The sequence below is a fragment of the Staphylococcus sp. 11262D007BW genome, assembly GCF_053547815.1.
On record NZ_JBPWPJ010000001.1, the window covers coordinates 369,965 to 383,144 of the forward strand.

Sequence of the window (13,180 nt, forward strand, 5' to 3'; positions counted from 1 at the left end):
GAGAGGTGTTAAGAATGCGTTTAACGATTTATCATACGAATGATATACATAGTCACTTACATGAATATGCTCAAATCACTGCTTATATGGCTGAGCACCGACCAAAACTGACGCATCCCTCACTTTATATTGATATGGGGGATCATGTCGATTTATCGTTACCAGTTACAGAAGGAACGATGGGAAAACGCAATGTAGAACTATTAAATGAAGCGGACTGTGATATCGCAACTATTGGTAATAATGAGGGCATGACCATTTCACATGAGGCACTTAATGCGTTGTATGAAAAGGCGCAGTTTACTGTAACTTGTGCAAATGTAATGGATGAAGAAGGTCATTTACCAAACCGATTTGTGTCGTCTCATATTCAAAATGTTGACGGTGTCCGCATTTTATTTATAGGAGTTACAGCGCCATTTACACCCTTCTATCGTGCATTAGATTGGATTGTCACCGATCCTTTAGAAGCTATCAAAGATGAAGTGAATCGACAACAAGGGCAGTACGATTTAATTATGGTGATGAGTCATATCGGCATCTTTTTTGATGAAAAATTATGTGAAGCGATACCAGAAATTGATGTTATTTTTGGCGCCCATACGCATCATTATTTTGAAGAAGGACGCATGTGTAATGGTGTATTAATGGCTGCGGCTGGAAAATATGGACATTACCTTGGAGAAGTAACGCTCGATATAGAATCAAAACAGATTACATCTAAACGAGCGACGCTTATTCCTTTGGCATCATTACCCGAAGTAACAACGCATTTTGAAGAAGAGGGTAAACAATTATTAAATGAAACAGTGGTCCCTTATCCGATTACGCTACAACGAGAAACACAATTTATTACCGAAGCAAGTTATCTTTTAGCTGAAAGTATTATGGAATTTACACAGGCAGATTGTGCTCTAATTAACGCAGGGTTATTAGTTAAAGGATATGAACAGAAGCAACTTACTGAGTATGATATTCATCAAACACTTCCGCACCCAATTAATGCAGTTCGCATTAAATTATCAGGCGCTAAGTTGAAGGAAGTCATCGAGATGGCCAAAGCTCAAACGTATATGTATGAACATGCACAAGGCCTTGGTTTTCGAGGAGACATATTCGGAGGCTATATTTTATATCAAGTAGGCTATATTGATTCAACCGGAGACTACTTTGTACAAGGAGAACGCATTCAAGATGAACAAGAGTATACACTAGGTACAGTAGACATGTATACATTCGGTAAATATTTCCCAATGTTAAAGGGCGAATCGATAGAATATCTAATGCCAGAATTTTTACGTGACATTTTTAAAGAGAAGTTATTAAGTCTTTAAATTCGGAGTCACGTCCATTTTAATTTAGTGTAAAGTTCGTTATAATGTATAAAGACCTATAAATTACAGGAGGGTATCCGCTGCTATGGCTACTAAAAATGAAGAAATTTTACGTAAACCGGATTGGTTGAAGATAAAGTTAAACACAAGTGAAAGTTATACAAACATCAAAAAGATGATGCGTGAGAAAAACTTAAATACAGTTTGTGAGGAAGCTAAATGTCCTAACCTTCACGAGTGTTGGGGTGAGCGTCGTACAGCTACATTTATGATTTTAGGTGCAGTTTGTACACGTGCTTGTCGTTTCTGTGCGGTTAAAACAGGATTACCAAATGAACTTGATTTAGGTGAGCCAGAACGTGTTGCAGAATCTGTTGAACAAATGAACTTAAAACACGTTGTAATCACAGCAGTTGCGCGTGATGACTTAAAAGATGCTGGTTCAAATGTGTATGCTGATACTGTACGTAAAGTAAGAGAGCGTAACCCATATACAACAATTGAAATTTTACCTTCAGATATGGGTGGAGATTATGATGCGCTCGAAACATTAATGGCGGCAAAACCAGACATTTTAAACCATAACATTGAAACAGTACGTCGTTTAACACCAAGAGTTCGTGCGCGCGCTACATATGATCGCACATTAGAATTCTTACGTCGTTCTAAAGAATTACAACCTGAAATTCCAACAAAATCAAGTATTATGGTTGGTTTAGGTGAAACAATCGAAGAAATTTACGAAACAATGGATGATTTACGTGCAAACGATGTTGATATCTTAACAATTGGTCAATATTTACAACCATCACGTAAACACCTTAAAGTTCAAAAATACTACACACCATTAGAATTTGGTAAATTACGTAAAGTTGCGATGGAAAAAGGCTTCAAACATTGTCAAGCTGGCCCACTTGTTCGTAGTTCATATCACGCTGATGAACAAGTTAATGAAGCGGCAAAAGAGAAACAACGTATTGGAGACGAACAACTTAACGAAACAAAATAAGGTGGTGTCACATGATTAAAGTTGGCAACCATTATTTTGAACTAATCGACTCATATAAAGATGGTTTTCAAGAAGAAGATTTTATAGCAAGATATTCTGAGATTCTAGATAAATATGACTTTGTCGTAGGTGATTATGGTTATGATCAACTACGATTAAAAGGATTTTATTATGATTCTCAAAAGAAAGTTGATTATCATAAACGATTTTCAACGATTCAAGATTATTTGCTTGAGTATTGCAATTTTGGTTGTGCTTATTTCATTCTCCGACGCTTATCTGCTGAGGAAGTCGCACAACAAGAAACGGTTGAAGAATCTGATAAATTAAAAGGGGTTCGTATTCAGCCAACGATACAAGATTAAAAGACGGCAGGTCTTTAACTATAAATATAAAATGATGAGGAATGTGTGTATAAGCGCGTTAATCAAATCATTTTTGTAATAGAGGCAGGGCAGAGCAATCAATAAGATTGTTACTGTCCTGTTTTTTATATTAATTATATTCAATTGTATGTGCATAATTCTTTTGAAAACAGCAACTAAAACTAAAATTGTTAAAAGTAGCATTAATTTTTTGAAAATTTATAATAAAAGTGTTGACTTTTATTTTTATTCTTGCTATCTTATGTTACATAATTCCGATTAAACAGATAGGTATTATAAAATAATTGAGAAAGGGGGATGGCATACGTGGTTTCGAATCAAATAACCTTTCAAAATTTTAATGAGAAAGATATCCCTGAAATACCTTCAGATACAGAGACAAAAGGGGCACTCGAAACATTAACTTGGGCGTTCGATACGTATGGAAAAGCGTTGTGCTATGCGTGTAGTTTTGGCGCTGAAAGTATGGTTTTAATTGATTTAATTTATCGTATTGAACCAGAAGCAAAGCTCATTTTTCTGGATACAGATTTACACTTTCAAGAAACCTATGATGTCATTGACCGTGTTGAAGCACGTTATCCAAAGTTAAATATTCAACGTCAAAAACCAAAATTAACACTTGAAGAACAAGCTGACCGTTATCAGTTGGCACTATGGAAAAAGGACCCCAATCAATGTTGTTATATTCGAAAAATTAAGCCCTTAGAGGAAGCTTTAGCACATCAAGTGGCTTGGATTTCAGGATTGAGACGGGCACAATCCATCAGTAGACAGCACACACAATTTATTAATCGTGATGAGCGATTTCAATCCATTAAAGTATGTCCGCTCATTCATTGGACAGAAGAAGAGATATGGCAATACATTAAAAAATACGATTTACCCTATAACACATTACATGATGAACATTATCCTAGTATTGGATGTATCCCGTGTACCTCTCCAGTATTTGATTCAGAGGATTCTCGGGCTGGTAGATGGCAAGGGTCTTCTAAAACGGAGTGTGGGTTACATTCGACTAATCCTTAACGTAAATCAAAATTATAACTATGAAAATGAGGTGAAGCTATGAAGTTAGATGCGACAAATAGTCCTTTTACTGAATCACAAGCTCAAACAATCAATGAACTTCTTTCTACTTTGACACATGATCAAAAACTTTGGCTATCTGGATACATTAGCGCTTCTTTGACAAGTACAACGAGTGAGACACCAACGACATCTATTTCTCACAATCAAACAGATGAGACGACACCCTCTGATCAACGCCATATTACGTTATTGTATGGCTCGGAAACCGGAAATGCTCAAGGGTTAGCTGAATTATTCCACACACGATTAACTGATTTAGATTTTGAAGTCACGTTCAAAGCGATGGACGAATTTAAACCTAAACAATTAAAGAAAGTGGAAGATTTATTAGTCATTACATCAACACAAGGTGAGGGAGATCCACCTGATAATGCTATTGAACTTTATGAATACATTCATGGTCGTAAGGCACCTAAATTGGAAAATGTACGCTTTGCGGTATTAGCATTAGGAGATGAATCTTATGAATTCTTCTGTCAGACAGGTAAAGACTTCGATAAACAATTAGACGCACTAGGAGCAGAACGATTATATCAACGTATAGATTGTGATGTAGACTACGAAGAAAATGCAGAAAAATGGATGGCCAATGTAATTCATGCTTTAAACGAGGAAACAAGTAGTACGACGAAAAGTGATGCTTTAATTAGTGAAACAATTGAATCAGAACAACATGAACAGTATTCAAAAGCTAATCCATATTATGCAGAAGTATTAGAAAATATTAATTTAAATGGTCAAGGATCTAATAAAGAGACAAGACATATTGAACTCTCATTAGAAGATTTTAATGAGACATATGAAACAGGTGATTGTTTAGTCATTTTACCGAAAAATGATCCTGAATTGGTAACACAAATCATTGAGCTGTTACCGTTTGAGGAAGATACACTTATCCCAATTAATGATAAAGGAGACCAGCAATCTTTACAACAATCTTTATCAGAATATTTCGAAATATCTAAGTTGACTAAAACACTTATCAACTCAGCGATAACACTATTTAATAATGAAGATTTAGTTGAAAAAGGGCGCAATGAAGAATGGATCAAAGATTATATCGTAGGTAGAGATGTGATTGATTTACTACAAGATTTTCCGCCTAAAGATTTAAAACAAGCACAGCTCTATCAATTATTCAGGAAATTACCACCTCGTGAATATTCAATTTCAAGCAGCTACGAACAAGATCCAGAAGAAGTTCATATTACTGTCGGCGCAGTGCGTTATGAAGCGCACGGTCGTGAACGTTCAGGTGTTTGTTCTGTACAACTTGCTGAACGGACGGAACCAGGAGATACTTTACCAGTTTATATTAAACGAAATCCAAATTTTAAATTTCCTAAAGATAACACGACACCCGTCATTATGATAGGGCCTGGTACAGGGGTAGCACCATTTCGCTCATATTTACAAGAAAGAGAAGCACTCGATAGTAAAGGCAATACATGGTTGTTCTTTGGAGACCAACATCTCACCACGGATTTTTTATATCAAACAGAATGGCAAAATTGGTATAAAGAAGGCTATTTAGAAAAATTGAATGTCGCTTTTTCTCGTGATACTGATCAGAAAGTATATGTCCAACATGAGATGTTACAAGAAAGTGAGACGCTCAATGAATGGATAGAGCAAGGTGCCAATATTTACATATGTGGGGATGAAAAACATATGGCTAAGGATGTACATCAAACGCTAATTCAAATCTTACAACAAGAACAACAATTAACTGAAGAGGAAGCAGAAAACTATTTAAGAACTTTAAAACGTGACAAGCGCTACCAACGAGACGTGTATTAAAGAAAGGTAGGGATACTATGACTGAACCAACAGAAAATCAAAACGTTAAATTGGATGAAATGGAAGATTTGAAACGAAACAGTCAATTTTTACGTGGAACGATTGCCAAAGGATTAAAGGATCCAATCACTGGTGCCATTGCAGAAGAAGATACAAAGTTATTAAAGTTTCACGGAAGTTATATGCAGGACAATCGTGATTTAAGAGAAGAACGGCGGAAACAAAAACTTGAACCTGCTTATATTTTTATGATCCGTGTTCGAGTACCAGGGGGCGCTGCTTCTGCTGATCAATGGATTAAGATGGACAATATTTCAAATGATTTTGCGAATGGAACGATTAAATTGACGACGAGACAAGCATTTCAATTTCATGGCATTTTAAAACGGAATTTAAAACAATCAATGCAGCGTATTAATCAAGCGTTGATGGATTCTATTGCAGCATGCGGGGATGTCGTCCGAAATGTAATGTGTAATCCTAACCCGTATCAATCTAAAATACACGAAGAAATTAATCATTACGCTGATGCTATTAGTCAACATTTACTACCACGAACGGGTGCCTATCACGAAATTTGGCTAGATGGTGAAAAAGTAGTGAATACCAAAGAAGAGCACGAACCGATATACGGGGAAACATATTTACCGAGAAAATTTAAAATTGGCATTGCGGTACCACCATCAAATGATATTGATGTCTATTCACAGGATATTGGATTAATTGCCATCGTTGAAGATGACACATTAAAAGGATTCAATATCGCAATTGGTGGCGGTATGGGAATGAAACATGGTGATGAGAGAACCTATCCTCAAATAGCACGATTATTAGGTTACGTTCCTAAAGAAAAAGTCATTGATGTGTGCGAAAAAATTGTCACGATTCAAAGAGACTATGGTAACCGTGAAGACCGAATGCAAGCAAGGTTTAAATATACTGTTGATCGCTTAGGTGTCGATAAAGTCAAAGAAGAATTAAATGAACGTCTAGGTTATGAGGTTGAAGGCGTCAAGGACTTTGAATTTGAACATAACGGTGATCGTTATGGTTGGACTGAAGGACAAGGGCGTTGGCACTTCACTTTATTCATTCAAAATGGACGCGTGAAAGATGAAGCGGATTATCAATTGAAAACAGCGCTACGTAAAATTGCAGAAACACATTATGCTGATTTTCAACTGACACCGAATCAAAATTTAGTATTATCCAATATCAAACCGGAACATAAGGCAGCCATTGAGGAGATTATTCAAGAGTATGGCATTACAGATGGCGAACATTATACCGGTTTAAAACGGAATTCGATGGCATGTGTAGCCTTTCCTACTTGTGGTTTAGCAATGGCTGAATCTGAGCGATATTTACCTTCTTTACTAAATAAAGTAGAAGATATTTTAGAAGAGGCTGGGCTGAGAGAGGAAGCAATCACAATTAGAATGACAGGATGCCCTAATGGTTGCGCTAGACCAGCGTTAGCAGAATTAGCTTTTATCGGAAAAGGGCCAGGTAAATATAATATGTACCTTGGCGGTAGCTTTAAAGGTGATCGATTGAATAAATTATATAAAGAAAATATTGGTGAAGAGGAGATTTTAAGTAGTCTTAAACCGCTACTAATTCAATATAGTAAAGAAAAAGAAGAAGGGGAACACTTTGGTGATTTCGTAATTCGTAAAGGAATTGTAGAACGTGTCACTGAAGGAAGAGATTTTCATAAATAAGATAATGAGGTGATGGTAATGAGCAAAGTCTACCTAGTTGGTGCAGGGCCAGGAGATCCTGATTTAATTACATTAAAAGCAATTAAAATTTTAAAAAGAGCAGATGTAATATTATATGATCGCTTAGTTAATCAAGAGATTTTCCAACATGCGAGTGAGCACACTAAATTACTATATTGCGGTAAAGATCCGAACCGCCATTCGTTACCGCAAAGTGAAACGAATAAAACGATGATTGCACTAGCGAAAAGAGGATACACAGTGGTTCGTTTAAAAGGAGGAGACCCCTTCGTATTTGGAAGAGGTGGCGAAGAAGCTGAAATACTAGCACAACATCATATTCCTTTTGAGATTGTCCCAGGTATTACGTCAGGGATTGCCGCTTCTATGTATGCTGGTATTCCAGTAACGCATCGAAATTATAGTTCTTCTGTAGCTTTTATAACAGCTGTGACAAAGGATGGTGTAGACGAAGAGACGCGTTGGGCACACCTTGCAAATGGTCCTGAAACATTATGCATTTATATGGGCGTGAAAAAGTTACCTCAAATTTGTGAGCAACTTATAAAACATGGTAAAGCAAGTGCTACACCAGTTGCGTTAATTTATATGGGCACTACGGAAGTTCAAGAAACAGTTACAGGGACATTGGAAACGATTGTCGATAAAGCAAAACATATTCAAAACCCAGCCATGATTGTCGTAGGAGAGGTCGTTCATCTTAGAGATTCTATTCAATGGTTTAAAGAACAATCGCACTTAGACGACTATCATGTGAGTGATGCGACTTCAATGTAAAGGAGGAAGTTTATGAAGGGAATTCTTTATATCAGTCATGGGACCCGTGTACAACAAGGGGTACAAGAAGCAGTAGCATTGATAGAAAAAGTAAAACAACGTATTCCCGTCTCCTTTCAGGAAATTACCTTTTTAGAAATCACATCACCTTCTGTAGATAAAGGAATACATCGACTAATTGAAAAAGGTGTCCGTCATATTATTGTGGTTCCAGTATTATTACTTGCTGCAGGACATTATTATCGCGATATTCCTCGTATTTTAAATCAATTTCGGCAGCAATACCCACACATTGACATCACTTTGGGGGAGCCATTAGGTGTACAGCAAAGATTGGTTGAAATACTTAACGACAGAATTGAAGAAACTTCTATTTACGATAAAAGTCGAGCTAAATTGATATTGGTCGGCAGAGGTAGTGATTATAAACAAACGCAACAAGATATGAATACCATTCGTTCTACATTGCTAAAAATATCAGATATTTCTGATATTGAAATAAGTTATTTAGCAGTTAAAGCACCACAGTTTGAAACGGTATTAACACGCTGTATTCAAGAAGGCCATCAAGACATTATTGTAGTTCCGTATCTTTGGTTTACAGGAAGATTGACATATTATATTCGACGTACGTTGGAGGAGGTAGATTACCAAGGAAATATCATACAATGTCGGCCTTTAGGTGATCATCCTAATATAGTAACGGCATTAGAGGATCGAGTATTTGACCAATTAAAGGTGTAAGTATCTCACTAACAAGAAAGGATGGGGCTATGTCATTACCAGTCACTCTCAAAATGAATGAGATGCCCATATTAGTTGTTGGCGGCGGAAGGATCGCAACGAAACGTGTCGAAAAACTATTGGATGCCCGTTCTAATAATATACACGTGGTAAGTCCGACAATGACTTCTACATTATTATAATTTTATCAGAAAAACAAAATAACTTGGGATCAAAGGTCGTTTCGACGCAGTGATATTGAAGGAAAAACCATGATTATTGCAGCGACGAATCAACCTAAATTGCACACTTATATTAAATCTTTAATTTCTAAAGATGTATTGTTTAATGATGTAATTCATCATGCATTGAGTAACATTTATTTTTCTAAAGAAATCCGACGAGGTAAATTATCCATTCAAGTTACTACAAATGGTGCAAGTCCAAAATTAACACAACGTATTGCTGATGATATTGCGACAACTTATGACGATAGCTATGAAGACTATGTGGCATTTTTATATCGATGTCGACAATTGCTCAAAGGAAAGGCCATGTCATCGACTCAGAAATCTGACATTTTAGAAGAGATATTAGACGAAAAATATAAAGATAAGGGCAATCAACAAGCTTTAATATCTGAATTATTAGATAAATGATGTATTTAGAGGGAGGAATTTGATGAAAAAACTAATCATATTTGCGTTTGCCGGATTTATAGCTCAAATGATCGACGGTTCGCTAGGTATGGGTTTTGGTGCATCTTCCTCATCGATTTTACTTACTTTTGGGATTGCGCCTGCAATTGTATCAGCGACTGTTCATTTTTCACAAATAGCTACCACAGCAGCATCAGGCGTATCTCATTATAAATTTAAAAACATTCATAAACCCATGTTACTGAAGTTAGCATTACCAGGTGCAATTGGTGCGTTTATTGGTGGTGCGATATTAACGCATATCAATAGTAATATGATTAGACCATTTATCGCGATTTTTCTTTTGATGATGGGTGTGTATATTCTTTATCAATTTTTATTTAAACGCCACCACCCTACGCCTCAAAAGAAAGTAGTAAAACGTCAAGTTCCATTTCTTATCCCTCAAGGTTTAATAGCTGGGTTGATTGATACGGTTGGTGGAGGGGGATGGGGACCGGTAAATACATCGATTTTATTATCTCGAAAACACTTACAACCTAGATATGTTATCGGTACGGTGTCAAGTAGCGAATTTTTAGTTACATTATCTGCTTCAATGAGTTTTATCATCTTTCTAGGTATCCAACATATTAATTGGTTAGCCGTCATCGCATTAGCAGTAGGTGGTGCTTTAGCCGCCCCAATCGCAGCATGTTTAGTTAAAGTGTTAGCTGTCGATATTTTAGCGGTCGGTGTCGGAGGATTGATTATATTCACAAATAGTAATGCATTACTGAATTATTTCATCTCTAACAAAGCTGTTATCGTGACTATTTTATTATGTCTCATCGTCTTATGGCTTAGTTTACTCATTTATGTCGTTTATAAAATAAAGCGTCAACATGCAACGCGACAACAAAATCATTCTATACAGGGAGGCATCAGATCATGACTTTAAATCATACACTTATTCAACCTCATGGAGGTACATTAATTAACAGAGCATTAGAAGGAGAAGCGCGTGAGCAACAATTAGAAAAAGCTCGAAACGCTAAATCTATCGTAATAAGTCAGTGGAGTATTTCAGATTTAGAATTAATTGCAATCGGTGGGTTTAGTCCATTAACAGGGTTTATGAATCAAGATGATTATCTTAGTGTCGTTAATACTACACATTTAAGCAATGGACTGGTTTGGAGTATTCCTATTACATTGCCTGTTTCTCAAGAAGAAGCGAATCAATTAGAAATTGGTGAAACGGTTGCATTATATGGAGAAGATGATGTGTTATACGGCACGTTAGCGCTTGAAGATAAGTACACTTATGATAAAACGTTAGAAGCTCAAAATGTTTACGGTACAACGGATGACAATCATCCAGGTGTGAAGAAAACATTTGAAAAGGGAGAGGTGTATTTAGCAGGTCCTATCTATTTATTAAATAGACCGAAACATGATGAATTTGTTAAATACCATTTTGATCCTAAAGATACACGCCAATTATTTAAAGAATTAGGATGGCAACATGTTGTAGGCTTTCAAACTCGTAATCCTGTTCATCGTGCACATGAATATATACAAAAATCAGCATTAGAAACAGTAGATGGATTATTATTAAATCCGCTAGTAGGAGAAACAAAATCGGATGATATCCCAGCTGATGTGAGAATGAAAAGTTATGAAGTTATTTTAGAACACTATTTTCCTAAAGATAAAGCAAGATTAGCCATTTATCCAGCTGCAATGCGTTATGCAGGACCTAAAGAAGCGATACTACACGCGACAGTTCGAAAAAATTATGGGTGTACACATTTTATAGTAGGGCGTGACCATGCTGGTGTTGGAGATTATTACGGCACTTATGAAGCACAAGAATTAATATCGCAATATGAAGATGAGTTAGGAATACAAATTTTAAAATTTGAACATGCTTTCTATTGTGAGAAATGTAAAAATATGGCTACTGCTAAAACTTGTCCGCACGATGCGTCTCAGCATGTTCATTTAAGTGGCACAAAAGTTAGAGAAAAATTGAGAAATGGAGAAGCTTTACCAGAAGAATTTTCTAGACCAGAAGTAGCGAATGTATTAATTGAAGGGCTAAAGGAGGAATCATAAATGGCACAACAAAGTAATGATATCACTTGGCACGATTCGGCAGTTACTAAAAACGAAAGGCAACAACGTCATCAACACAAAAGTGCTATTATTTGGTTTACAGGATTATCTGGCTCAGGAAAGTCTACAGTATCGGTCGCACTAGAGAAAGCATTATTTGATAAAGGGCTGCATACTTATCGGCTAGATGGTGATAATGTCCGTTACGGTTTAAATCGAAATTTAGGTTTTTCTCCCGAAGATAGAGCAGAAAATATTCGACGGATAGGTGAAGTGAGTAAACTGATGGTAGATGCTGGTACTTTAACCATTACCGCTTTTATTTCACCTTATGCTAAAGATCGGGATAATGTCCGTGACATTGTAGAAGATAATGAGTTTATTGAGGTGTATACGCGTTGTTCATTAGAAGCATGTGAAGCGCGAGATCCTAAAGGGTTATACCAGAAAGCAAGAAATGGAGAAATTCCAGAGTTTACAGGTATTAGTGCCCCCTATGAGGCACCTCATCAGCCAGAAATCATAATTGATACTGAAAATGACACGATTGATCAATCCGTTAATCAAATTATTAATTATTTAGAGGATCATCACTATATCAAATCGTAAGAAGTATGTAGATAAATTATATAATAAGGTTATGTTTTAAAGGTGAATAATGTTATAATTTGATATGTTAAATCCAATATGGAAAGGTATTTCTATATGTTAAAACATAAAAAGATAATGTTATGTATAACCGTCATGACCTTAATATTAGCTGGATGTAATTATGAAAGCGATGAAGATAAAACTGGTTTTTTCTATAATGTGTTTGCGAAACCTTTAGATTTACTTTTACAGTGGTTGGGTGAACTTTTCAACCATAACTATGGGTTAGCGATTATAACCATCGTGATTATCGTACGACTCATCTTGCTACCTATGATGTTAATGCAATCAAGAGCAGGACACATGGTGCGTAAGAAAAAGCCAGTCGTAGATCCATATATGAATACTTTAAAAGAACAAGCGAGAGCAGCAGAGACTCCTGAAGAGAAAAAAGCAATACAACAAAAAATCTTTCAGAAGTACAATGAATTTGGTATGAATCCATTTAAGCAAATGTTAGGGTGTTTGCCAATTCTATTACAAATTCCAATTTTATTTGGACTGTTAGTTTCAATTAAATATCCCTCTAATCATGGCGTTTATCTTAACCGTGAGTTTTTATGGTTTGATTTAACGCAACCAGATATTTGGATTACCCTTATCGCAGGGATACTGTATTTTATTCAACCGCTTGTCAATTTACCGAATCAACAAAATAAAAAGTTTGGTTATGCACTGGCAATCATTATGCCTACTTTTATTATTTTCGTTGCTTTCCATTCGCCTAGCTTTTTAGGCCTGTATTGGACGACCAACGCGACCTTTTTAATTATACAAATGACGCTGACAAACATTATATTCGGTAAACAAGCTAGTCGAGAAGCGGAAAAGTTAAGACAGCATCTTGATCGTAGCTCGCTGTCAGATACTCATCAATCATAAATTAAAAAAGTGGTGAATG

13 protein-coding genes and 1 pseudogene are annotated in these 13,180 nt (G+C 36.1%); all 14 read left to right on the plus strand.

Annotated elements, in window-relative coordinates:
- Window positions 1-14: 14 nt before the first annotated feature.
- The 14 genes and pseudogenes from ACEE93_RS01890 to yidC all read left to right on the plus strand — a co-directional run bounded on the left by ACEE93_RS01890 (window position 15) and on the right by yidC (window position 13,161).
- Window positions 15-1,334 (plus strand): bifunctional metallophosphatase/5'-nucleotidase, encoded by a 1,320-nt coding sequence (locus ACEE93_RS01890; protein WP_449154660.1) that lies wholly within the window; start codon window positions 15-17, stop codon window positions 1,332-1,334.
- A gap of 85 nt (window positions 1,335-1,419) precedes the next feature.
- The gene (gene lipA, locus ACEE93_RS01895) at window positions 1,420-2,343 is read left to right on the plus strand and encodes a lipoyl synthase (protein ID WP_449154661.1); all 924 of its coding nucleotides are present in this window, start codon (window positions 1,420-1,422) and stop codon (window positions 2,341-2,343) included.
- 11 nt (window positions 2,344-2,354) lie between these two features.
- Complete coding sequence (locus tag ACEE93_RS01900; RefSeq protein ID WP_449154662.1) at window positions 2,355-2,708, plus strand: YutD family protein; 354 nt, start codon at window positions 2,355-2,357, stop codon at window positions 2,706-2,708.
- A gap of 318 nt (window positions 2,709-3,026) precedes the next feature.
- Window positions 3,027-3,761, plus strand: coding sequence for a phosphoadenylyl-sulfate reductase (locus ACEE93_RS01905; RefSeq protein WP_449154663.1), 735 nt, complete (start codon window positions 3,027-3,029; stop codon window positions 3,759-3,761).
- A gap of 39 nt (window positions 3,762-3,800) precedes the next feature.
- Window positions 3,801-5,624 (plus strand): assimilatory sulfite reductase (NADPH) flavoprotein subunit, encoded by a 1,824-nt coding sequence (locus tag ACEE93_RS01910; RefSeq protein WP_449154664.1) that lies wholly within the window; start codon window positions 3,801-3,803, stop codon window positions 5,622-5,624.
- Between the two features lie 17 nt (window positions 5,625-5,641).
- A complete protein-coding gene (locus tag ACEE93_RS01915; RefSeq protein ID WP_449154665.1) occupies window positions 5,642-7,348 on the plus strand; it encodes an NADPH-dependent assimilatory sulfite reductase hemoprotein subunit in 1,707 nt (568 codons plus the stop codon).
- A gap of 18 nt (window positions 7,349-7,366) precedes the next feature.
- Complete coding sequence (gene cobA, locus ACEE93_RS01920) at window positions 7,367-8,146, plus strand: uroporphyrinogen-III C-methyltransferase (protein ID WP_449154666.1); 780 nt, start codon at window positions 7,367-7,369, stop codon at window positions 8,144-8,146.
- 12 nt (window positions 8,147-8,158) lie between these two features.
- Complete coding sequence (locus ACEE93_RS01925) at window positions 8,159-8,890, plus strand: sirohydrochlorin chelatase (RefSeq protein WP_449154667.1); 732 nt, start codon at window positions 8,159-8,161, stop codon at window positions 8,888-8,890.
- 53 nt (window positions 8,891-8,943) lie between these two features.
- Window positions 8,944-9,246, plus strand: a pseudogene (locus ACEE93_RS01930) (NAD(P)-dependent oxidoreductase); the annotation flags it as partial.
- Window positions 9,238-9,528 (plus strand): hypothetical protein, encoded by a 291-nt coding sequence (locus ACEE93_RS01935; protein ID WP_449154823.1) that lies wholly within the window; start codon window positions 9,238-9,240, stop codon window positions 9,526-9,528. The pseudogene ACEE93_RS01930 and the gene ACEE93_RS01935, both read left to right, overlap by 9 nt.
- Before the next feature lie 22 nt (window positions 9,529-9,550).
- Complete coding sequence (locus ACEE93_RS01940; RefSeq protein ID WP_449154668.1) at window positions 9,551-10,462, plus strand: sulfite exporter TauE/SafE family protein; 912 nt, start codon at window positions 9,551-9,553, stop codon at window positions 10,460-10,462.
- Window positions 10,459-11,628, plus strand: a complete 1,170-nt coding sequence (sat, locus tag ACEE93_RS01945) for a sulfate adenylyltransferase (RefSeq protein WP_449154669.1) — start codon at window positions 10,459-10,461, stop codon at window positions 11,626-11,628. Before ACEE93_RS01940 ends, sat begins: the two co-directional genes overlap by 4 nt.
- Window positions 11,629-12,237: an adenylyl-sulfate kinase gene (gene cysC / locus ACEE93_RS01950; protein WP_449154670.1), complete on the plus strand. Its 609-nt coding sequence runs from the start codon at window positions 11,629-11,631 to the stop codon at window positions 12,235-12,237. It begins immediately after the preceding gene.
- A gap of 135 nt (window positions 12,238-12,372) precedes the next feature.
- A complete protein-coding gene (gene yidC, locus ACEE93_RS01955; protein WP_449154671.1) occupies window positions 12,373-13,161 on the plus strand; it encodes a membrane protein insertase YidC in 789 nt (262 codons plus the stop codon).
- The last annotated feature ends 19 nt before the right edge of the window (window positions 13,162-13,180 follow it).

Excerpts from the sequence above, each read along its gene's own strand:
- ACEE93_RS01940 (WP_449154668.1), top strand. The coding sequence starts at position 9,551 with ATGAAAAAACTAATCATATTTGCGTTTGCCGGATTTATAGCTCAAATG.
- ACEE93_RS01905 (WP_449154663.1), top strand. The coding sequence starts at position 3,027 with ATGGCATACGTGGTTTCGAATCAAATAACCTTTCAAAATTTTAATGAG.
- cysC (WP_449154670.1), top strand. The coding sequence starts at position 11,629 with ATGGCACAACAAAGTAATGATATCACTTGGCACGATTCGGCAGTTACT.
- ACEE93_RS01910 (WP_449154664.1), top strand. The coding sequence starts at position 3,801 with ATGAAGTTAGATGCGACAAATAGTCCTTTTACTGAATCACAAGCTCAA.
- sat (WP_449154669.1), top strand. The coding sequence starts at position 10,459 with ATGACTTTAAATCATACACTTATTCAACCTCATGGAGGTACATTAATT.
- cobA (WP_449154666.1), top strand. The coding sequence starts at position 7,367 with ATGAGCAAAGTCTACCTAGTTGGTGCAGGGCCAGGAGATCCTGATTTA.
- ACEE93_RS01915 (WP_449154665.1), top strand. The coding sequence starts at position 5,642 with ATGACTGAACCAACAGAAAATCAAAACGTTAAATTGGATGAAATGGAA.
- yidC (WP_449154671.1), top strand. The coding sequence starts at position 12,373 with ATGACCTTAATATTAGCTGGATGTAATTATGAAAGCGATGAAGATAAA.
- lipA (WP_449154661.1), top strand. The coding sequence starts at position 1,420 with ATGGCTACTAAAAATGAAGAAATTTTACGTAAACCGGATTGGTTGAAG.
- ACEE93_RS01925 (WP_449154667.1), top strand. The coding sequence starts at position 8,159 with ATGAAGGGAATTCTTTATATCAGTCATGGGACCCGTGTACAACAAGGG.
- ACEE93_RS01890 (WP_449154660.1), top strand. The coding sequence starts at position 15 with ATGCGTTTAACGATTTATCATACGAATGATATACATAGTCACTTACAT.
- ACEE93_RS01900 (WP_449154662.1), top strand. The coding sequence starts at position 2,355 with ATGATTAAAGTTGGCAACCATTATTTTGAACTAATCGACTCATATAAA.